Here is a 21,379-nt window from a genome sequence, read left to right on the forward strand (position 1 = left end):
ATGAAGCAGCTGATTGCAACCGCCCTGCTGGCCGCCTGCGCCGTGGCGCTGGCCGGACCGGCGCCCTGGTACAAATGGCGCAGCAAGGTCGATGGCACCCTGTCGTGCGCGCAGTCGACCCTGGGCTTCGGCTGGGAACTGGCCTCGGGACCATACAAAGATAGCCGTTGCGAAAAACCGGCGCTTGTTAAATAATGGGGTCATAACAACACGGGGCAACCGGCTTGACAACAAGCGATGACACGCATGGAACGCGCATGGAAAGATAGTGCAGTCATATCTATTTCACCGAGGAGACCACATGTTTACGAATCCCGAACAATTCGCATCGGCCACCAAGGCCCTGTTTGAATTCCAGCTGATGACCTTCAACACCCTCACCACCAAGGCGGTGCAAGGCGTGGAGCAAGTGCTGGCATTGAACATGGCCACCGCCAAGGCCGGCATGGAAGACAGCATTGCCGCCGGCAAGGAAATGAGCCAGGCCAAGGATCCGAAAGCGGCGATGGCCGCCGCCGCCGCCCAGCTGCAACCGGGCGTGGCCGGCGCCAAGGCCTACAAGCAGCAGCTCGATGAAATCATCAAGGACATCCACACCGAATTTACCACCGCCGCCGAAGCCCATGTGGCCGAAGCGAAAAGCAACCTGAGCGCGCTGATCTACGACGTGACGAAAAACGTGCCACCCGGCTCGGAAAACGCCGTCGCCATCGTCAAGGCCGCCATCGACAACGCCTTCCTAGGCTACGAGCAAGTCACCAAGGCGACCAAACAGGCCGTGAAAACGGTGGAAGAGCAGATCGCCAAGGCTTCGGCGCAGGTCGCGCAGGCGTCGGACAAGGCAACGGCCGGGGTACAGGAAGCGGCTGAAAAAGTGATGCCGAAAGCGGCCAAGGCAGCAAAGAAATAGGCGTAGGTCGGATTAGCGCTTGCGCGTAATCCGACAACACCACGGTCATGGCCAACGATGTTGTCGGATTACGCGGCTTCGCCGCTAATCCGACCTACGTCGCCCTTACCGGGGTTATCCGGTACACACAACGTCTGCCCCCCTCCAGCAAATACTCGCTGCGCTCCACCATGCAATCGTCACCCAGCACGCGCTGGAAGATCGCCAGCTCCGAACGGCAAAATTTCTGGCAGGCGGTCGCCGCCGCGCAGATCGGGCAATGGTTTTCCACCAGCAACACGCTGCCGTCCGGCTGCGCTTCGCTATCGGCCATATAGCCTTCGCCATCACGCGCCAGCGCCAGGCTGGCCACACGTTCGGCCAGCAATGCGCCGTCATCGATGCAAGCCCGATAAACCGCCTCGCTGCCCGCTTCGCGCGCGGCGATCAGTTTGTCCATGCCCTCGTCGCCGAACAGCTGCCGCACTTGCCTGATCAATTCCAGGGTCAGGTCGGCGTGGCGGTCGGGAAAGCGCGCATGGCCGGCGTCCGTCAGCGACCAGCGCCGCGACGGCCGGCCCACCTTGTCGGCCACGTCCTCGAAAGCGACCAGGCCCTTGCCGAGCGCCGCTTCGAGCTGGCGCCGCGCGCCCATCGAGGTGATATCGAGCAGGACGGCCATCTGCTGCGCCGTTTGCGGTCCGCGCATCTTCAGCAGCAACAGCATCTGCTGCGAGGTGGCCACGGTGGCGCTCATGCGGCCGCCTTCAGGTCGGGCGCATCGGCGGCGTTCAGGTGGCGGCGCCAGCCGTTCATGCGCCAGGCCGACCAGGCCGCGCACAGTGCGCCGACGATCAGCACCAGCCGCGTATCGATCAGAATCAGCAGCGAGCCGCCCAGCGCAACGACGATATTGGCGATACAGAAGGTGGTCGACAGCAAGCCCATCACGGCGCCCTGCCCGTGCGCGCTGAAACGCTCGGCGCACCAGCCCTGTATCACCGTGTTGTACAGCGCGTTCGGGATGCCGAACAGCACGATGGCGGCGATGCCGACCCAGATATTGCCCATCGCCAGCACGAAAATGGCCAGCGCCACGGCGCAGGCATACCAGCCGGCGCGCAGCAGCGGCGCATGACGGCTGGGTCCGCCCGCCAGCAGCGAGGTGATCGTCATGGTGCCGCACAGACCCACATTCACCCAGGCAATCGCCTGCGCATTGTAGTGCGCCGTCTCGACCAGCCACAGCGGGTAAAACTCGTAGAAGCTGGCCACGCCGCAGGTCAGCGCCAGCTGCACGATGAACAGGGTACGCAGCTCCTGGTGGCGCAGCAGGTTGAGCGAATGGCGATCGCGCGCCACTTGCCACCACGAGGTCGTCAGCAATGACGGCGTTTCGCGCGCCAGGCCCACCGCCACCAGCACGGCCACCAGCATCAGCGCGCCAGCGGCAATCCAGAATGGCACCGTCACGCCCCATGCCAGGGTCGCGCCAGCGAGGATGGGGCCGACCAGCCAGCCCAGGTAAAAAGCGCCGTTCAGCCACGACATGGCGCGCAGGCGCAGCGGCCCTTGCAACTGGTCGGCCAGCATGGCGCGCGCGACGGCGCCATTGCCTTCGAGCAGGCCGGTGATAAAGCGCGCGACGATAAACAGCGGATAGGACTGGATCACCAGCGCCCACGCCGTGATCGCATGGCCAATGGCGGCGCCGACGGCGGTGCGCATCAGCAGGGGCCGGCGGCCGTAGCGGTCCGACAGCGGCCCCAGCAAGGCCGAGCCGATCAGCAGGCCCAGCGGGTTGATGGTCAGCGCCAGGCCGAACAGCAATTTCGATGGCAGGCCAAGAAAATTATTGAACGCGTTCGGCGCTTCGGCGGCAAACAGCGGTGGCAAAATCGGATACGGCAAGGAGGCGCCGATAGTCGACAGCAGGGCCAGCAGGCAGGCGGCGGTAATCAGGATACTATTTTTCATACCTCGGAATATACCGGTCAACTTGCAATATGTAAACATATTTGCTTACTTATCGATGCCGGCGCAACGCCGGCCAGACGGCGGCGGGAAAATCGCTGGGCAAGCTGGCCGCCAGGGTTTAAACTGTATATAAACACAGTAAAATCATGTCCGAGTAACATCAAAGAGCTTGCCTGCCCCATCATGTTGAGAGTCCTGGAAAATCCCTTGTACTATCTGGAGAACTTCCAGGGCGTGCTGAACTGGATCAGCGAACGCTATGCCGATCTGCTGAGCATTGAGGAAACACAATTCATCGCGCAGTTCGCGCAACTGCCCCAGGCCTCGCGCGCGCTGTTCGTGCGCCTGGTGATGCGCAAGGGTTGTCTGTTTCGCACCAGCAAACTCAACTATCCCGAGATCGGCGACACGCGCGCCGCCGCCCTGCCCCTGCTGGCCACCGGCTGGGTAGTGGCGGACCCGGCCATCGATATCGCCACCCTGTTCGAGCTGCTGCTGAAGGCCGAGCTGCAGCAGGTATTTGCCCTCGCCGGCCCCTTGAAAGCGGCGCGCAAGACGGAACAGCTGGCGGCCTTGTGCGAGCGGCATCCGGGCGAACAGCCTTTTTCCGCCTGGTATCCGGCGTCGAACGATGTGCTCTACAGCATCTGCAATCAGCCCCTGTGCGACCGGCTGCGGCTGATCTACTTTGGCAATTACCACCAGGACTGGTCGGAATTCGTGCTGTCCGACCTGGGCGTGTACCAATATGAAAAAGTGGAGTTTTCGCCGGCCTCGCGCGGCTTTCGCACGCGCCAGGATATTGCCCATTATGAAGTGCTGCACCAGTGCCGCGAGCGCTTCAACGACGCGCTGGTGCCCGCCTCCCCTGACCAAGTCTTGCAGGAACTGGCGGCGCTGGCGCCCGTGACCGATAACGCCTGGCTGGCCAGCCGCCGCGACAAATTGCAGTTCCAGATCGCCCAGCAACTGGAAAAGTCGCAAGACTGGCCTGCCGCCTACCGCGCCTATGCCGACTGCCGCTATCCGGGCGCGCGTGCCCGGGCGATACGCGTGCTGGAAAAAGATGAACAGCCGGGCGCCGCCTACGAGCGCCTGGCGATCGCCCTGCAAGCGCCCGAAAGCGAGGCCGAGCGCCAGTTGCTGCTGCGCATGGCGCCCCGCTTGCGGCGCAAACTGGGCCATGCGAAACAGTCGGCCACCCCGGCCGCGCCGGTCGAGCGCATCGATCTGCTGCTGCCCTTCCCGCAAGAAAGCTGCCATGTGGAAGGCGTGGTGCAACAGCATTTGATGCGGCAAGACACGCCCGTCTATTACGTGGAAAACACCTTGATCAATTCCCTGTTCGGCCTGTTGTGCTGGCAGGCGATCTTCAAGGCGATCCCCGGCGCCTTTTTCCACCCGTTTCACCGTGGCCCGGCCGACCTGCACAGCGCCGACTTCCATGCGCGCCGCCTGGACGACTTTGCAACATGTTTGGCACAGCTCGACAATGGCGACTACCGCGCCAGCATGCGCGCCACCCATGCCGCCAAGGCCGGCATCGTATCGCCCTTTGTCAGCTGGCAGGTACTCGATGGCGAACTGCTGGAACTGGCGCTGGCCTGCATCCCGGCCCGGCATTTGAAAAAGGCGTTTGAACGCATCTTGCTCGACATAAAAAGCAACCGCACGGGCTTTCCCGACCTGATCCAGTTCTGGCCGGCCGAACGGCGCTACCGCATGATCGAAGTCAAAGGACCAGGTGATCGCCTGCAGGACAACCAGCAGCGCTGGATCGCCTATTGCGCCCAGCACGCCATGCCGGTGACCGTGTGCTACCTGCAATGGTCGCAGGCGGTGGCGGCATGAAAAAATACACCATTGCCGTACGCGCCCTGTGCGAATTTACCGCCAAGGTGGGCGACCTCGACCTGCGCTTCACGCCCTCGCCCACGGCGCAGGAAGGCATGGCCGGCCACGCCACCGTGACCGGCCGGCGCGACGACGATTACCAGCGCGAAATCAGCCTGTGCGGCGACTTCGGCCCGCTGCATGTGCGCGGGCGCGCCGACGGCTACGATCCGGCCCGCCGCCAGCTCGAGGAAATCAAGACCTACCGTGGCGACCTGTCCGCCATGCCGGCCAATCACCGGCAGCTGCACTGGGCGCAGGCGCGCATCTATGGCCACTTGCTGTGCCTGCAGCTGAACCTGCCCATGCTGCGCGTGGCGCTTGTGTATTTCGATATCGCCAGCCAGAAGGAAACGGTGATGCACGAAGAGTGCACGGCCGACGTGCTGCGCCTGTTTTTCGAACAGCATTGCGCCTTGTTTATCGACTGGGCCGAACAGGAACTGGCCCACCGCGACAGCCGCGACCGGCAACTGGCGGCGATGGCCTTTCCCCACGCCGGCTTTCGTCCTGGCCAGCGCCAGCTGGCCGAAGCCATGTACAAGGCCAGCAACCGCGGCTGCTGCCTGCTGGCGCAGGCGCCGACCGGCATCGGCAAGACGGTGGGCAGCCTGTTTCCCATGCTCAAGGCGACGGCCGCCCATGGCCTGGACAAATTGTTCTTTCTCGCCGCCAAGGTGCCAGGCCGGCAGATGGCGCTCGACGCCTGCGCCATCCTGAAAAACAGCGCGCCCTTGCTGCCGCTGCGGGTGCTGGAACTGAGCGCAAAATCGAGCGCCTGCGAACACCCGGACAAGGCCTGTCATGGCGAATCGTGCCCGCTGGCGCGCGGCTTTTACGATCGTTTGCCGCTGGCGCGCGAAGTGGCGCTGGCCAGTGGCCTGATCCTCGACAAGGAAGCCGTGCGCGCGGTCGCCCTGCAGCAGGGCGTGTGCCCCTACTACCTGGGCATGGAGCTGGCGCGCTGGAGCGATGTGGTGATCGGCGACTACAATTATTATTTCGACCTCAGCGCCATGCTCTATGGCATGACCCTGGCGCATGACTGGAAGGTCAATGTGCTGGTCGACGAAGCGCACAATATGGTGGCGCGCGCGCGCGGCATGTACACGGCCGAGCTTGAACATGGCGCGCTCAAGGGCCTGCGCAAGTTCGCGCCCGAGCCGTTAAAGAAGCCGCTGGAGCGCTTGAACCGCCAGTGGAGCGCACTGCTCAAGGAGCAAAGCGACGACTACCTGGTGCATGCGGCCTTGCCCGAAAAATTCTTTGGCGCCCTGCAGGGCGTGGCCACCGCCATCGGCGACTACATGGCCGAGCATGCGGCCTCGCTGGACGAGGACCTGCAGCGCTTTTATTTTGACGTGCTCTTGATCAACCGCCTGGCCGAGAGTTTCGGCGACCATTCGCTGTTTGACGTCAGCAAGACGGCCGCCGGCTCGACCATCTGCATCCGCAACATCGTGCCGGCGCCCTTCCTGGCACCGCGCTTCGAGGCCAGCCACAGCACGGCGCTGTTTTCCGCCACCTTGAGTCCCTGGAATTACTACAACGACACCTTGGGCATGCCGCCCGGCACCGCCTGGGTCGACGTCGAGTCGCCCTTCCTGGCCGAACAGCTGGCCGTGCGCGTGGCTGACAATATTTCCACACGCTACCAGCACCGCGCCGCGTCCCTGCTGCCGATCGTGGAATTGATGGCAAAGCAGTATGCCGAAACCCCCGGCAACTACCTGGCGTTTTTCAGCAGCTTTGACTATATGGAAAAGACCGCCACCTTGTTCGCCCAGCATTTCCCGGACGTGCCGATCTGGCAGCAGCCGCGCCGCATGGACGATGCGGCGCGCACGCGGTTTTTGGGTCGCTTCGGCCTGGAGACGCGCGGCATCGGCTTTGCCGTGCTTGGCGGCGCCTTTGGCGAAGGCATCGATTTGCCGGGCGCGCGCCTGATCGGCGCCTTTATCGCCACCCTGGGCCTGCCGCAGATCAACCCGGTCAATGAACAGATACGCCAGCGCATGGGCGACATCTTCGGCGCCGGCTACGACTACACGTATCTGTATCCGGGCATGCAGAAGGTGGTGCAGGCGGCCGGGCGCGTGATCCGCACCCAGACCGACAAGGGCGTGGTCTACCTGATCGACGACCGCTTTGCGCGGCCGGAAGTGCGCCAGCTGCTGCCCACCTGGTGGGACGTCCAGCTGACAGATAAAGCCGACAAATTCAGCCGACCAGCAGCTTGAGCTTTTGATAGCCTGATTTGCTCACGGGAATGCGCGTGCCGTCAGCGAGGATGGCCACGTGGCTGTCCCTGGTGGCCGGTTCGATGCGGCTGATGCCGTCGATATTGAGCAGGTAGGAGCGGTGCACGCGCAGGAATTTTGCCGGGTCGAGCTGGGCTTCGAGTTCGCTCAGGCGCTGGCTTTTCAGCCACCGTTTGCCGTCGGCGCAGATGCTGACGTAGTCGTCCTGCGCCTCGATATAGGCGATGCTGGCGGCGGCAATCACATGCACGGTGGCGCCGTCGCGTATCAGGACGCGCGACAAAGGCGCGGTGCGCGTGGCGGCCTCGTACACCACGGTCTGCAGGGCGGCGCCCGGCGCACGCTGGGCCCGCGCATGGGCCAGCGCCTGCTCGAAGCGCTGCTCGCTGTACGGTTTCAACAGATAATCGAGCGCATGGCATTCGAAGGCCTTCAATGCATACTGGTCGTAGGCGGTGACAAAAATCAAACGGGTTTTCGCACCGATCAGTTCGGCCACTTCAAAGCCGTCCAGCCTGGGCATCTGTATGTCGAGAAACACCAGTTCCGGCGCCAGCTCGGCGATCGCCTTGACGGCCTCAAAGCCGTTGGCGCATTCGGCCACGATCTCGATATCGTCGTGGCGCGCCAGGTATTCGCGCAACACGGCCCGCGCCAGCATTTCATCGTCGACAATCGCCACCCGCATCTTGCCTTGCATTTAATGTTCCTCCGTAAAACCGGTCTGCGCCGGCATCGATATGCTCACTTCGAAACCGTCGCCCTGGCGCGCCCAGTGCACGCCCGCATCGTGGCCGTAGGCGCCCAGCAGGCGCTGGCGCACATTGTCCAGGCCGACACCATTGCCGCGCGGCGACACTTGCTCGTGGTCGACAGGATTGCGCACCTGTATCCGCAGCAGGCTGCCCACGCGCCGCGCGGACACCGTGATCACGCCGCCTCCGGTCAGGCCGCAGATGCCGTGCTTGACGGCGTTTTCCACCAGCGGCTGTATCAGCATGGGCGGCAACAGACACGCCAGCGCCGCCTCGTCGACGGTTTCCTCCACCTGCAAGCGTTCGCCGAAGCGCACCTGCTCGATCGCCAGGAAGTGGCGTATCAGCACCAGTTCCTGCGCCAGGGTAATGTGCTTGTGCGCTTCCAGGCTCAGGCTCTGGCGGAAGAAACTGGCCAGTTCCACCGTCATGGTGCGTGCACCCGCCGGATTGATGGACGTCAGCGCGCTGATGGAGTTCAGGCTGTTGAACAAAAAATGCGGATCGATCTGGGTGCGCAGCATGCGCAGCTGGGCTTGCTGCGCCGACAGCCGCGCTTCCAGCCCGCGCTGTTCGGCCGTCTTCGCACGCACGAATTCGAGCAGCAGATAATGCACGGCGCCAGCCAGGCAGTACAGCAGCACGCCAAGGCCAAAAAACAGCAGCAGCAGGCTCTGGCTCAGGGGCACGCCCAGCCAGGGCACTTCGGGCAGCTGGCTGAGACTATTGATAAATTGCAGCAAGGTGGCCCACAGCAGGCCCGCAAACAGCGCCGCCACCAGCATCACGACGAGGATGGCGGCCGGGTGGCGGGCGTTGAGCGGGTAGGCGCGGCACAGGTAGAAGGTGGAAAAGCCGGTGCCGATGGCGTACACCAGGGTGGCCGGCACCACCAGCAGCGCGGCATTGATCCACGGCACCGGCGCCGAGCGCGACAGCACGAAGGCCAGCGCCAGCCCCAGCGCCAGGCACACCAGGAAGGCTGCCACGGCGGCGCGCCGTCTCGACAGGGCTGGAGTCATGCGGGCGGCGGGCCTAGTTGCGCACTTCCAGGCCACCCATGATGGCGTAGCCGCTCACATACAGGCGCTTGTGCTGGTGCGGCGGCACGATGGTTTTCTCTTCGAAGCCGCCCAGAATCGGCGTGCCTTGCAGGATCACGCTCCAGTCGGGCGGCACCTTGATGGTGATGCCGCCGCACAGTGCGAACACATTGAGCACGGCTTCGCCTTCGATCGAGGCCTGGCGCAGGTCGATCTCGCAGCCGGCCATGATGACATTGATATCGCCGCCGCGAAAACGCTGCGACGACACGCGCCGCACGAAGCCGCCAAGAATGGCCGACACTTCGATAATGCTGTCGTCGTCGACCTGCCCGTTGGCATCGGGTGCGGCCGCCTTGTCCAGCGACACGGCGCCATTGCGGGCCTGGCCGAATGCATCAGGCTGTGCAGCGCTTTGCTGGCGTGCGGCAAAGCGCCGGTGGCGCTGGCGTTGCCGGCCACCGGGCAGCGACTTGCTCACCACGGCAATGCCGATGCCGATAATCACGAGCGGCCACAGCATGTTCCAGCTGATATAAAACAGGCCCATGGCGCGAAAGGTCCAGGTCACGCCCAGCAGGACCATCACGCCGCCCAGCACATAGCCGGAACGGGTGCGGCTTTGCGAAATCTTCAGCAAGCCGAAGATGATCAACAGGGTGGGCCAGAAGCGGAAGGTGTAGCGCACGCTGATCAAGCCCAGGTTATCGAGCAGGAATACCAGCCCCAGGCCGATCACCAGCACGCCGAGGATGATTTGCGATGGCGAATCGCCTTGCGGTTTATTGTTCATGCTCGGACTCCCGGTAGGCCATGAAGTGTTTGTTCAGCAGCGGTTCGAGCACCAGCCCCACGCCCCAGGCGATCAGCAGGGCGGGCCAACTGTTGTAGAAGCTCAGGTTCCACAGTTCTTCGTACGATACATACCACCAGGCGGCGAAAAAGATCAGCCACAGGCCACTGAGCACCTGCTTGGCCGAGACCGGCGCCACCAGTTTGTTGATGCCGAAAAGCACCATGATCACGGGCCAATAATGCCATAGCTGGCGATAGTCGCGCAGGTAGATGATGTCGAGCCTGTCGAGCAGGAAGACGGCGCCGACGACGATCAGCAGCACGCCCCACAGCAGCTGGGTGCGGCGCCAATAAGCTTGTTCATGTTTCACGATAGCCTCTGGTTGTTGGTTGATCGTAAAGATACGCGGGGAGGCAAAAAAAGGAAATGCCTGTTCGGCCAATGGCGGACGGGAGTCGGTGAACGGCGCGGAAGAAAAAAAAGGCCGGCTGAGCCGGCCCTGAAGGGGTCATTCAAAACAGACGCCGGAGAAAACAAGAGTGCGTGGCGTCTGAACGCTATTCACGCGCTGGAAACTGGTGCCGATCCTTGAGGCGACCGGCTGACCTGCTGGAAGATCGAACATGCCGCCAACTTCACGGCAGTGCGCCTCAACCGAAGCGATGCCATCTTAACCGCGATCGGCGTTTTGCACCGTTCGCCAGCGCACATAGAGGCAGCGTTCTGATCTGTATCAATAAGGTGGCTTGAGCATATCGTGGGCAATCCAGTCCAGCACGGCCGGTCCCTTTGGTTGCCAGCCCAGGGCACGTGCCCGTTCGCCACGCACGCGGCTGTTCGAACCGAGGCCATACGAGGCCATCTCGTAACCCCATTCGGCGATCGCTTCCGGCAGCGGCCAGTCCTGCGCCGGCCCCAGCTTCAACGCCTCGGCGATGGCCGCCGTCATGTCGCGGAAGGCCGCTTCGCCGGACTCGACAAAGTAAAAGGTGCCGGCCGGCGACTTTTCCAGCGCCAGCAGATACAGCGCCACCACATCATCGATATGCACATTCGACCAGCTATTGCGGCCCGGTCCCACATGGCGCACGATGCCGCTCTTGCGCGCCTGTTTGAGCAGGCGCGGCAGCTGCACGCTGTCGCGCGGCAAGGCGCCGTGGCCGTAGATCAGGGTATTGCACAGCACGCTGGCGCGCACGCCGTCGCTGGCGCTCGCCAGGACCAGGTCGTCGATGGCGACGCGGGCCGCCTTGTCGGCGGTCGGCGCCGGCAGCTTGTCTTCATGGTAAATGTGTACGCTGCCCTCGCCGCCCGACGCGTCGCCGACAATCGACGAGCCGCTGGTGTGCAGATAAGGCTTGCCGCTGCCTGCCAGCGCTTCGATGATGGCTTCCACGGCGCCGCGATGGTCGCTGCTGGCGGCGTTGATGACGGCGTCGGCCGCCCTCGCCTGTTCGATGATCAGTTCACGGTCGTCGAGGGTGCCGAGCACGCCCTGCACGCCGATGGTGGCCAGTTCGGCCACCTGTTCCGGTTTGCGCACCAGGCCGGTGACCTGGTGGCCAGCGGCGACCAGCCCTGCGGCGATGGAACTGCCGATAAACCCTGCCGCACCTGTCAGAAATACTTTCATGGCTTGCTCCTTGTTTGCTGTAATCACGGCAAACAAGTATGCGCCGCATGCTGCTGCGCAAACAGCTCTGGTACGGCAAATGATTTATGCAGGCGCAGCAACAATCAGCGCTTGGCCTTGCCAGGCGGCAGCACGGCGATATAGCGGCTTTGATAGGCGGGGTCTTGCGGCGCCAGTATCGTCAGCCGGTCGCGCGCGCGGGTGGCGGCCACATAAAAGCGGTTTTCCTCTTCCAGCGGATCGGATTTGCTGCGCGGGAATTCGTCAACCGCCAGGTAAGGCAGGATCACGTGGTTGTATTCAAGGCCCTTGATCTGGTCGATGCAGGCGATCACCAGCTTGGCCTTGCCGGTCGACACCGTCACGGCCTCTTCCATTTCACCGAGCCAGCCGGCAAAGCCGCCGACGGCGACACGCGCTTCCGTGCAGACGGCGATAAAGCCGTGCAAGGAGCGCGCCACCACCCGCGCCTGGGCCGGGTCGACATAGATGCGGCGCGCCGTCTGTTCCAGCTGCAGCATGGCAAACACATGCTGCAAGGCAGGGCCGGCCGGCGCGTCCGGCGGCAACTCACGCAGGTACTCGACGGCGGCCAGGGTCAGCGCCGCCTTGTCCTGGTTGACGGACTTGGCCAGCTGGTTGGTCAGGAAACCCTCCAGCAACTCCGGGTAGTTGGCCACATCGGCCTTGGCCTGCTGCAATTGGGCGCGCGTAAACGGGATTTCCGCAAACGCCACCAGCGCTTCGAGGATCTCGCCGCGGCGTGGGCCGCTCGTGATCGCGTGCAAGTCCTTGCGGGCAATCGCGACCATGCCGCGCAGCATCAGTACTTCCTGGTTCAGCAGATAGCTGTTCATGTCGACCAGGCCATAGGCGATGCCGCTCTGGAACAGCGCCGTTTCCACGCGGATAGCCTGATCGCGGTCGCGCAGCAAAATCGCGGTGGTGCCCGCATGCGCGTGTTCGAGCGCGGCGATCAGCTGAGCGCTGCACGCCTGCGGCTCGGTATGGTCGTAGTACAGCACCTCGACCGGCGTGGCGCGCGTCAACGCCGACACGCTGGGCTTGTTCTTCAAGGCGCCCACGGCCTGCGCCAGCTGCGTGCCGTAGCGGTAGGAAGCCGTCAGCGGCATGCGCTGCAAGGACGGGAACTCCTGTTCGAAACGCTGGCGCAGGAAGCGGTGGTCGGCGCCCGACCAGGTATAAATCACCTGGTCCTTGTCGCCGGCGCCGCAGAAAAACGCGTTGCCGCGCCGTATCAGCATGGTCAAGAGGCGAAACGACGCTTCATTCAGATCGTGCAATTCGTCGGCGACGATAATCTGGTAGGCCGGCAATTGCTGGCGCAGCGGCTCGTCGTCGGCCAGCATGCGCACCAGGTCGTAGGTGGCGTCGAACGGCGCGCGAAACTGGATCTCGCCCGTATCGGCGCCGCGCAATCCTTCATATTCGCGCAGCCACAGATAATGCGTGCGCGACATGCCCAGCATCTCCAGATTGTCTTCCAGTGTATTGCTGTCGAAGTCCGGTGCGTCAAAATCGAGCCTGGCCTTGGTGCGCAGCTGCAGTTTCAGGAACTCGGCTATCGCCGCATTGGTGGTGTTGATGTCCAGCGGATAACGGTGGGCGTATTTCTCGGACACTGCTTCCAGTGCTTCCCAGGCCACCGGCCGCAGTTCCTCGTCGCTGCGCAGGTAGGCCATCTGCACGCCTTCCAGTTCACGCAGCACCTTGGCGGCAAAGGCGTCGAAGGTGTCGATGCTCAAGCGCTTGACCACGCCCAGCGGCACGCCGATGTCGAGCAGGCGCTGGCGCAGGGCCACGCGCGCCGCTTCCGTAAACACCAGCGCCAGCATGCGCTCGGGCGGACGGCCGCGATGCAGCGCTTCGGCCAGGCGCAGCGCCAGGGTGGTGGTTTTCGCGGCGCCCGCATTGGCGTCGATCAGCACGACTTTTTTTTGCGCCGTCTGGATCGCCAGCTGTTCTGGCGTGGGCGTGATGCGCTTGGGCGCAAATTGCGCGGTGTTATCTATACTCAAGAGAAATCCTGTGTGATGGTGCCCGGTGGCGTTGGATATTTACCAGGAGCAGGTGCGCAGGCCGGTAAACCCATCGCCGCGTTCGGGAGCCTGGAAGGCGCGCATGCGCGGCGAGACCAGCCTGGGCGGCGTGGCAAATGAAGCGCCGCGCAACACCTGGTGGTGCAGGAAGTGCGGCACCGAATATTCGCGCCAGGCGCCGGGTACAAAACCGGGATACGGCTCGAACGGCGTTGCCGTCCATTCCCACACCTGGCCCCATTGAAACAGCGGGTGGCCCGCCAGCGCAGCATACTCCCATTCGGCCTCGGTCGCCAGGCGGCGGCCGATCCACGCGCAATACGCTTGCGCCTCATACAGGTTGACATGGCGCACCGCTTCCTGCGGCGGCAGCATCGCCGGCTGGCCGAAACGGCGGCTGCACCACTGCAGCGCCTCGCGCTGCCAGTACAGCGGCGAGGAACGCTCCTGGCCCATCAGCCAGGCGCTGCCGGCCGCGCTCCAGAACTGGCGGTTCTGGTAGCCGCCATCGAGCACGAAGTCGGCGAACTGGGCGTTGGTCACGGCTGCGCTGTCGATGGCAAACGGCGGCACGTAGCAAGCTTGCGGCGGGCATTCATTGTCGAAGGCAAAGCCGGCGCCAGGCCTGGAGCCCAGTTCGATGCTGCCGCCCGGAAAAGCGAGCTGGCCGCCGGCCGGCCCCAGGCGGCTGTCCGGCAAACCGGCGGGCGCGGCCACGCCCAGCCATTGCAGGCCGGCCAGCATCGCTTCGCCGCACCGGTCTTCATGCGCCAGCGCCAGCCGGTACGGGTACAGGGCGCTGTCGACACTGGCCGTGCGCGACAGCTTGTCGAGCACCCGGTCCAGCACTTCATGGGCATACATCCTGACGGCGCCGGTCGCGGGTAGCTCCAGGCTCCAGCGCGCGTGGTGCGCCACAATATTCGCGTCGAACAGGTCGTCGCCACGGCTCAGCAGGCCATTGTAGACGGCGTCGGCCGGATGGCTGCTCGGTGCTTCGCGCAGGATAAACCACTCTGCAAACCAGGCGATATTGCCCAGTTGCCATAGTGGCGGAAGCAGATGGGGTTCTTGCGGCAGGCGCGCGGCCACATCATAGCCCGCCTGCGCATAACGGTCGAACAGCGCCAGTGTATGCCGGCGCGCGGCGATCAGGGCTTGCGCCAGTTGCTGGGCACTGGCGTGGCGGAAAGAGGCATTGGGTAAAGTCATGTATTGATTGTAACGACTTTCCCCCATCTGCACGGGGCGCGGGTGCGGCCCGCCTACTTGACCAGCAATTCGCCTTGCACCGGCGTGACGACGGACTTGGGCATGCTGACGATAAAGCTGCTGCCCTTGTCGGTATCGGACTGGATGGCCAGGGTGCCGCCATGGCGCAGCAGCACGTGCTTGACGATGGCCAGGCCCAGGCCCGTGCCCTGGGTTTCGCGCGAGCGGCTCTTGTCGACGCGGTAGAAGCGCTCGGTCAGGCGCGAGATATGCTCCTTGCTGATGCCGATGCCGGTATCTTGCGCAATGAACTGCGGTCCGGCCGCGCCATCCTGCCAGCGCAACGTGATGCTGCCGCCGGCCGGCGTGTAGCGCACGGCGTTCGAGGCCAGGTTGCCGAAGGCGCTGTAGAGCTCGTCGTAACTGCCCAGCACGTCAGGGCCATTGAATTCCAGCTTGATGTCGTGCTTGCCACCCGACAAAGCCTTGGCGTCGCGCGCCACCTGCTGCATCAGTTTCTTCACGTCCACCGGTTCGGGCCGCAGCGGGTAGTCGACCGATTCCAGGCGCGACAGTGTCAGCATGTCCTCGATCAGGTGCTGCATGCGATGGCCCTGCTCCGTCATCAGCTTGACGTGGGCGGCACGCGTGGTGGCGTCCAGGTCCAGCTCGGTGGCAATTTCCAGGAAGCCCACGATCACCGTCAGCGGTGTGCGCAGTTCATGCGAGGCATTGGCGATAAAGTCGCGCCGCATGCATTCGAGACGCTCGGTTTCCGTCACGTCGTGCGTGACGAGGATCTGACGGCGGTTCTCGAACGGAATAATCTGCACGATCAGCTTGCGGTTGCGGAAGGTGATCGTCAGCGGCTGGTCGTAGCGGCCCAGGATGATGTAATCCATGAACTCGGGACTGCGGATCAGGTTGGTCACCCGCATGCCCTTGTCGCGCTCGTGCGTCAGGCCCAGGTGTTTCTCGGCGGCCGGGTTGCACCATTCGAGGAACAGCACGTCGTCCATGATGACCACGCCGTCCGGCAGCAGATGCATGGCCTGGCGGAAACGCGCCAGCCATTCGGTGAGCTCGGTCTGGTTCTTCTCGTCGTCGCGGCGCATGCGGTACAGGCGCGCGAAAATGCTGGTCCAGGCACCCCAGCCGTCGGGCAGCCTGGCGCTTTCCGGGTTGTCCAGCCAGTTGCTGAGCTGGAACAGATACGACAGCTGCACGAACACCATCATCGCCATCAGCACAAAGGCGATGCCCAGCGCGTAGGTGGCGCCGAACAGGTACCACACCACGCCCACGCCCACCAGCGCCAGCGCCATGCGCAGCGCGGCCGGCACCCAGAACAGCAATTTCGGATTCATAAGAGACAGGCTTTATTTTTCAGACAACATGTAGCCAACGCTGCGTACGGTCTTGATCAGGCTTTCGGCCTCTTTCAAGGCTTTGCGCAAGCGCAATACGTGGACATCGACCGTGCGTTCCTCGATCACCACATGGTCGCCCCACACCTTGTCGAGCAGCTGGCTGCGCGAAAACACGCGCTCGGGGTGGGCCAGCAGGAACTTGAGCAGCTTGTATTCGGCATGGCCGATATCGATCTTCTGTTCATCCATCATGACGGTGCAGCTGACCGGGTCCAGCGCCACGTTGCCAGCGCGCATGGGCGCCTGCGCGTGTTCCGGACTCTTGCGACGCAGCAACGCCTTGGCGCGCGCCAGCAGCTCGCGCGGCGAAAACGGCTTGGTGACGTAGTCGTCGGCGCCGCTGTTGAGGCCCGCCAGCTTGTCCTCTTCCATGCTCTTGGCTGTGAGCATGATCACGGGAATGGCGGCAAAGTTGCGGTCGGCGCGGATGCGCGACAGCAGGCGCAGCCCCGTCTGGTCCGGCAACATCCAGTCGAGCAGGATCAGGTGCGGGGTGCGGTGCTGGATAAATTCCCAGGCATCGGCGACATTTTGTACAGAACAGCAATTCCAGCCGGACTCGCGCAGCGAATAGGTCACCAGTTCAACGATGGCCGGCTCATCTTCAACAATCAATACCGTGGTTTTATCAGATGCCATAAATCTTACTCAGGGAGCTCCTCGGAAATGGCAGGGGCAGCCGACCTGGTGTGGCGGATATCCTTGCCGTCCACCACGTAAATGACGTACTCGGCGATGTTTTTCGCATGGTCGCCGATCCGTTCGATGGCCTTGGCCACCCACAGGGTGTCGAGCGCCGCCGAGATCGTGCGCGGGTCTTCCATCATAAACGTAATCAGGTTGCGCATGATAGAGCGAAATTCATGATCGATGATGGCGTCCTGGGCAATCAGCGCCAGCGCCTGCTGGCCATCGTTGCGCGCAAACGCGTCGAGCGCGTCGTGCAGCATGTCGGTGGCCGTGTTGGCCACGCCGCGCACCATCTCGTAATGGTTGACGACGGCGTTGCCGCGCTTGTGCAGATTTTTCGCCACGCGGGCGATCTTGGTCGCTTCGTCGCCGACACGCTCCAGATCGGTAATGATCTTGATGGTGGCCATGATGGTGCGCAAATCGTTGGCGGTCGGCTGGCGGCGCACGATCAGGTGGCTGCACGCGTCGTCGAGCGACACTTCGAGCTGGTTGACGACATCGTCTTCGCGGATCACGCGGTCGGCGCGCTCCGGGTTGCCGATGCGAAAGCAGGTCATCGCGTCGAGGAACTGGGTTTCAACGATGCCGCCCATCAGGAGCACTTTCGAGCGGATCGCTTCGAGTTCGTTGTCGTATTGTTTGGATGAGTGTTCGCCTAACATGCTGTCTGTCTCCGTATTCAGTAATGGGGGCGCCTGCGGGGCGTATCAGCCGAAGCGGCCGGTAATGTAATCCTGGGTTTCCTTGCGGGCAGGATTCATGAAGATCTGGTCCGTCTCGCCGAATTCCACCAGTTCGCCCAAATACATATAGGCCGTATAGTCCGAGCAGCGCGCCGCCTGCTGCATATTATGGGTCACGATGGCGATCGTGTAATCCTGTTTCAATTCGCTGATCAGTTCTTCCACTTTCGAGGTCGAAATCGGATCCAGCGCCGAGGTCGGCTCGTCCAACAGCAGCACGTCCGGTTTTACCGCCACGCCGCGCGCGATGCACAGGCGCTGCTGCTGGCCGCCCGACAGCGACAGGCCGCTCTTGGACAGCTTGTCCTTGACTTCACCCCACAGCGCGGCTTTTTTCAACGCCCATTCGACGCGCTCGTCCATCTCGCCCTTCGACAGGTCTTCATACAGGCGCACGCCGAAGGCGATATTGTCGTAGACCGACATCGGGAATGGCGTCGGCTTCTGGAACACCATGCCGACCTTGGCGCGCAGCATGTTGACGTCCTGGTCGGCGTCGAGCACATTGCGGCCGCGGTACAGGATAGTCCCTTCCGCGCGCTGGCCGGGGTACAGGTCGTACATGCGGTTCAGGGTGCGCAGCAGGGTCGACTTGCCGCAGCCGGACGGACCGATAAAGGCGGTGACCTTTTTTTCATGGATGTCGAGGTTGACATTGTGCAGGCTCTGGGTCTTGCCGTAAAAAAAGTTCAGGCCCGAAATCTCGATGGTTTTCTTTTTTGGCGCCACGTCTTGGGCTGGAGTCATTTGGGTATTCATGGTTTCGCTTCGCTGTAATGAGCTGATAACGGCTAATAGTGATGCTATTTAATTAGGAACTTTTTGGCTGAACACGGTACGCGACAGGATATTCAGGGCCAGCACGCTGAAGGTGATCAACAATGCGCCACCCCAGGCCAGCGAGCGCCAGTTGTCGTACGGGCTCATGGCGAACGAGGCGATCACGGACGGCAGGTTGGCCATCGGCGCATTCATGTTGAAGCTCTGGAACTGGTTGTTCAGCGCAGTGAACAGCAGCGGCGCGGTTTCGCCGGCGATACGGGCCAGGGCCAGCAGTACGCCGGTGATCACGCCGGCCTTCACGGCGCGCAGGCGCACCAGGGTGGCCACCTTCCAGCGCGGCGCACCGAGGGCAAACGCGGCTTCGAGCAGGCTGTTCGGCACCAGGCGCAGCATATTGTCGGTGGTGCGCACCACCACCGGCACGGCGATCAGCGACAGCGCGATGGCGCCGGCATAACCGGAGAAATGTTTCACGTGCGCCACATACAAGGCGTACACGAACAGGCCGATCACGATCGATGGCGCCGACAGCATGATGTCGGTGACAAAACGCGTCACTTGCGCGAACTTGTTTTCTTCGCCGTATTCGGCCAGGTAGATGCCGGCAAAAATGCCGATCGGGGTGCTGACCAGGGTGGCCAGGCCGACCATCAGGCCGCTGCCGACGATAGCATTGATCAGGCCGCCGCCTTCGCTGCCGGGGGCTGGCGTGGTATTGGTGAACAGGTCGATCGACAGGGCGCCGAAGCCCTTGATGATCAAGGTGATCAAAATCCACACCAGCACCGTCAGGCCCAGGACCATGGCGGCCACCGACAGGGCGATGCCGACGCGGTGCATCAGCAGGCGCTTGCGGTAGACAGGATTCATGGCCGGCTTGGCCGGGGCGTCGAGAGTGCTGATTGGGCTGATTTGGCTCATTTCGTGCCTTCTTTGCGGGACATGCCAGCCAGCATCAGCTTGGCGGCGGATAAGACGATAAAGGTGATGACAAACAGGATCAGGGCCAGCGAGAACAGCGACGACACGTGCAGCGCCGATTGTGCTTCGCCGAATTCATTGGCCAGCAGCGAGGTGATGCTGTTACCGGCGGCGAACAGCGACCACGACAGCTTGTTGGCGTTACCGATCACGAAGGTGACGGCCATGGTCTCGCCGAGCGCGCGGCCCAGGCCCAGCATGACGCCGCCGACCACGCCGGTCTTGGTGTAAGGCAGCACGATCTTGCGCACCACTTCCCAGCGCGTGCAGCCCAGGCCGTAGGCCGATTCCTTCAACACGGCCGGCACGATCTCGAACACGTCGCGCATCACCGAGGCAATAAAAGGGATGATCATGATGGCCAGCACCAGGCCGGCCGTCAGCAGGCCGATACCCATCATCGGGCCGCTGAACAGCGGGCCGATCAGCGGCACATTGCCCAAGGTGGCTTTCAGCACCGGCTGCACGTAGTCGGCGAACAGTGGCGCGAACACGAACAGGCCCCAGATGCCGTAGATGATCGACGGCACGCCGGCCAGCAGCTCGACGGCCGTGCCCAGCGGGCGGCGCAGCCAGGCCGGGCAGATTTCGGTCAGGAACAGGGCGATGCCGAAACTGACGGGAAAGGCGATCAGCAAGGCGATCACGGAGGTGACCAGGGTGCCGATGATGGGGATCAGGGCGCCGTACTGGTCATTGACCGGGTCCCATTCGGCGGAAAAGATAAAGTGCAGGCCGAAGGTCTTGAAGGCCGGGATCGATTCGAGGATCAGCGAAATGATGATGCCGACCAGCACGATCAGCACCGACAGGGCGAACAGCATCGTCACCTTGTGGAACAGGAAGTCCTGGATGCGCTGCTTGCGCATCACCGACATCATTGCTGTGTGACTAATGGAATCGGTCATGCTGCCGCCTGACATGGGGATCGTGGAAGAGGTAGATTGTGCGCTCATATGGGGCCAAGTGTGGTGGTACTGACGGTACAGCTCGATGACTGTTTTTACTCGTTTAGCCGGGAACGCCTGCCGGGATGGCGGGCGGTCCTGGCTAACTCCCTGCCCCGCCGCAGGGCGCGGCGTGGCAAGGAAGGGACGTTAAGTTACACCTGCCCGATTAGTAGATCGCCTTGCCCGACGCATCTTTCAGGTTGGCTTTCCACGATTCCTGCACCAGCTTCACGACCGATGCCGGCATCGGCACGTAGTCCAGTTCAACGGCAGCGGCGCCACCATTTTTGTAGGCCCAGTCGAAGAATTTCAGCACTTCCTTGCCTTTGGCTGCGTCGGCTTGTACTTTATGCATCAGGATGAACGACACGCCGGTGATCGGCCAGCTGTTCTTGCCAGCCTGGTCGGTCAATACCACGCCGAAGCCCGGGGTCTGGGTCCAAGGCGCCGAAGCGGCTGCCGCCTTGAAGTTTTCGTCGTCAGGCTGCAGGAAGTTGCCGTCCTTGTTTTGCAGCTGGGTGTGCGACATATTGTTCTTCTTGGCATAAGCCCACTCGACGTAGCCGATCGAACCCTTGATACGCTGCACGTTGGCGGCGACGCCTTCGTTACCCTTGCCACCCACGCCCACTGCCCATTTCACGGCCGAACCGGCACCGATTTTCGATTTGAATTCCGGGTTGGTTTTCGACAGGAAGTCGGTGAACAGGAAAGACGTGCCCGAACCGTCGGCGCGGTGCACCACGGTGATTTCCGTGTCCGGCAGCTTGACGCCGCTGTTCAGGGCGGCGATTTCAGGCGCGCTCCATTTGGTGATCTTGCCCAGGTAGATATCGGCGACAACCTTGCCGGTCATTTTCAGCTGGCCAGGTTTTACGCCGTCCAGGTTGACGATGGTAACCACGCCGCCCATGATGGCCGGGAATTGCATCAGGCCGGCTTCTTCCAGCTCTTCTGCTTTCAACGGCATGTCGGAGGCGCCAAATTCAACGGTCTTGGCCTTGATTTGCTTGATGCCTGCGCCGGAACCCACGGATTGGTAGTTCAGGCCGTTGCCCGTATTGGCTTTGTAGGTCTCGGCCCATTTGGCGTAGATCGGGTACGGGAAAGTTGCACCAGCACCTGTCATATCTGCCGCCATGACGGAAGCGGAAGAAAATGCCATCGCTGCCGAAGCACCCACGACGATAAATTTGAACATTTGCTTCATTTGCATATCAAGTCCTCAGGTTATTACAAGGTTGTTGGAGCGTCATGCCCCGGTGAATGCTGTGCAGTCT

At 62.8% G+C, this 21,379-nt stretch carries 20 protein-coding genes; 4 read left to right on the top strand and 16 right to left on the bottom strand.

Translation table 11 applies throughout. From position 1 onward, the window contains the following. Together ASR47_RS16585 and phaP are read left to right on the top strand one after the other, a co-directional pair. On the top strand, positions 1-195 hold the full coding sequence (locus ASR47_RS16585) for a hypothetical protein (protein ID WP_065308875.1): 195 nt from the start codon (positions 1-3) through the stop codon (positions 193-195). Positions 196-301: 106 nt separating this feature from the next. After that, the gene (phaP, locus tag ASR47_RS16590) at positions 302-910 is read left to right on the top strand and encodes a TIGR01841 family phasin (protein WP_065308876.1); all 609 of its coding nucleotides are present in this window, start codon (positions 302-304) and stop codon (positions 908-910) included. Positions 911-1,004: 94 nt separating this feature from the next. Here phaP and ASR47_RS16595 read toward each other — a convergent pair whose 3' ends face one another. Both ASR47_RS16595 and ASR47_RS16600 read right to left on the bottom strand, forming a co-directional pair. Next, a complete protein-coding gene (locus tag ASR47_RS16595) occupies positions 1,005-1,646 on the bottom strand; it encodes a helix-turn-helix transcriptional regulator (RefSeq protein WP_245714374.1) in 642 nt (213 codons plus the stop codon). Further along, the gene (locus tag ASR47_RS16600; RefSeq protein ID WP_065308877.1) at positions 1,643-2,866 is read right to left on the bottom strand and encodes an MFS transporter; all 1,224 of its coding nucleotides are present in this window, start codon (positions 2,864-2,866) and stop codon (positions 1,643-1,645) included. Before ASR47_RS16600 ends, ASR47_RS16595 begins: the two co-directional genes overlap by 4 nt. A 183-nt stretch (positions 2,867-3,049) precedes the next feature. On the opposite strand from ASR47_RS16600, the gene ASR47_RS16605 reads away from it, so the two are divergent. Then, positions 3,050-4,717, top strand: a complete 1,668-nt coding sequence (locus ASR47_RS16605) for a VRR-NUC domain-containing protein (RefSeq protein ID WP_065308878.1) — start codon at positions 3,050-3,052, stop codon at positions 4,715-4,717. Beyond that, positions 4,714-6,999 (top strand): ATP-dependent DNA helicase, encoded by a 2,286-nt coding sequence (locus ASR47_RS16610; protein ID WP_065308941.1) that lies wholly within the window; start codon positions 4,714-4,716, stop codon positions 6,997-6,999. Before ASR47_RS16605 ends, ASR47_RS16610 begins: the two co-directional genes overlap by 4 nt. On the opposite strand, the gene ASR47_RS16615 is transcribed toward ASR47_RS16610, so the two are convergent. The 14 genes from ASR47_RS16615 to pstS form a co-directional block, all read right to left on the bottom strand. Then, positions 6,980-7,708: a LytR/AlgR family response regulator transcription factor gene (locus ASR47_RS16615; protein WP_065308942.1), complete on the bottom strand. Its 729-nt coding sequence runs from the start codon at positions 7,706-7,708 to the stop codon at positions 6,980-6,982. The genes ASR47_RS16610 and ASR47_RS16615 overlap by 20 nt on opposite strands. Positions 7,709-7,720: 12 nt before the next feature. Then, the gene (locus tag ASR47_RS16620; protein ID WP_065308879.1) at positions 7,721-8,797 is read right to left on the bottom strand and encodes a sensor histidine kinase; all 1,077 of its coding nucleotides are present in this window, start codon (positions 8,795-8,797) and stop codon (positions 7,721-7,723) included. A gap of 13 nt (positions 8,798-8,810) precedes the next feature. Continuing rightward, a complete protein-coding gene (locus ASR47_RS16625; protein WP_065308880.1) occupies positions 8,811-9,611 on the bottom strand; it encodes a LiaF transmembrane domain-containing protein in 801 nt (266 codons plus the stop codon). Further along, positions 9,601-9,984, bottom strand: coding sequence for a LiaF transmembrane domain-containing protein (locus ASR47_RS16630; protein ID WP_065308943.1), 384 nt, complete (start codon positions 9,982-9,984; stop codon positions 9,601-9,603). The genes ASR47_RS16625 and ASR47_RS16630 overlap by 11 nt, the downstream gene beginning before the upstream one ends. Positions 9,985-10,347: 363 nt before the next feature. Continuing rightward, positions 10,348-11,247: an NAD-dependent epimerase/dehydratase family protein gene (locus tag ASR47_RS16635; protein ID WP_065308881.1), complete on the bottom strand. Its 900-nt coding sequence runs from the start codon at positions 11,245-11,247 to the stop codon at positions 10,348-10,350. 104 nt (positions 11,248-11,351) lie between these two features. Next, positions 11,352-13,286 (bottom strand): UvrD-helicase domain-containing protein, encoded by a 1,935-nt coding sequence (locus ASR47_RS16640; protein WP_065308882.1) that lies wholly within the window; start codon positions 13,284-13,286, stop codon positions 11,352-11,354. A gap of 39 nt (positions 13,287-13,325) precedes the next feature. Continuing rightward, positions 13,326-14,519: a selenoneine synthase SenA gene (gene senA / locus ASR47_RS16645; protein WP_245714375.1), complete on the bottom strand. Its 1,194-nt coding sequence runs from the start codon at positions 14,517-14,519 to the stop codon at positions 13,326-13,328. 53 nt (positions 14,520-14,572) lie between these two features. After that, a complete protein-coding gene (gene phoR / locus ASR47_RS16650) occupies positions 14,573-15,886 on the bottom strand; it encodes a phosphate regulon sensor histidine kinase PhoR (protein ID WP_065308883.1) in 1,314 nt (437 codons plus the stop codon). A gap of 12 nt (positions 15,887-15,898) precedes the next feature. Beyond that, positions 15,899-16,588, bottom strand: coding sequence for a response regulator (locus tag ASR47_RS16655; RefSeq protein WP_034755074.1), 690 nt, complete (start codon positions 16,586-16,588; stop codon positions 15,899-15,901). 5 nt (positions 16,589-16,593) lie between these two features. Beyond that, positions 16,594-17,304 carry a phosphate signaling complex protein PhoU gene (gene phoU / locus ASR47_RS16660; RefSeq protein ID WP_065308884.1) on the bottom strand — a complete coding sequence of 237 codons (711 nt, stop codon included), beginning with the start codon at positions 17,302-17,304 and terminating at the stop codon, positions 16,594-16,596. Positions 17,305-17,349: 45 nt separating this feature from the next. Next, the gene (gene pstB / locus ASR47_RS16665; RefSeq protein ID WP_425402738.1) at positions 17,350-18,132 is read right to left on the bottom strand and encodes a phosphate ABC transporter ATP-binding protein PstB; all 783 of its coding nucleotides are present in this window, start codon (positions 18,130-18,132) and stop codon (positions 17,350-17,352) included. A 60-nt stretch (positions 18,133-18,192) separates the two neighbouring features. Continuing rightward, positions 18,193-19,089, bottom strand: a complete 897-nt coding sequence (gene pstA / locus ASR47_RS16670) for a phosphate ABC transporter permease PstA (RefSeq protein ID WP_065308886.1) — start codon at positions 19,087-19,089, stop codon at positions 18,193-18,195. Then, complete coding sequence (gene pstC / locus ASR47_RS16675; protein WP_245714376.1) at positions 19,086-20,057, bottom strand: phosphate ABC transporter permease subunit PstC; 972 nt, start codon at positions 20,055-20,057, stop codon at positions 19,086-19,088. Before pstC ends, pstA begins: the two co-directional genes overlap by 4 nt. A 208-nt stretch (positions 20,058-20,265) precedes the next feature. Continuing rightward, positions 20,266-21,315: a phosphate ABC transporter substrate-binding protein PstS gene (gene pstS, locus ASR47_RS16680; RefSeq protein ID WP_065308888.1), complete on the bottom strand. Its 1,050-nt coding sequence runs from the start codon at positions 21,313-21,315 to the stop codon at positions 20,266-20,268. Positions 21,316-21,379 lie beyond the last annotated feature (64 nt).

Source organism: Janthinobacterium psychrotolerans (genome assembly GCF_001677885.1).
In the GTDB taxonomy this organism is placed as follows: Bacteria; Pseudomonadota; Gammaproteobacteria; order Burkholderiales; family Burkholderiaceae_D; genus Janthinobacterium; species Janthinobacterium psychrotolerans.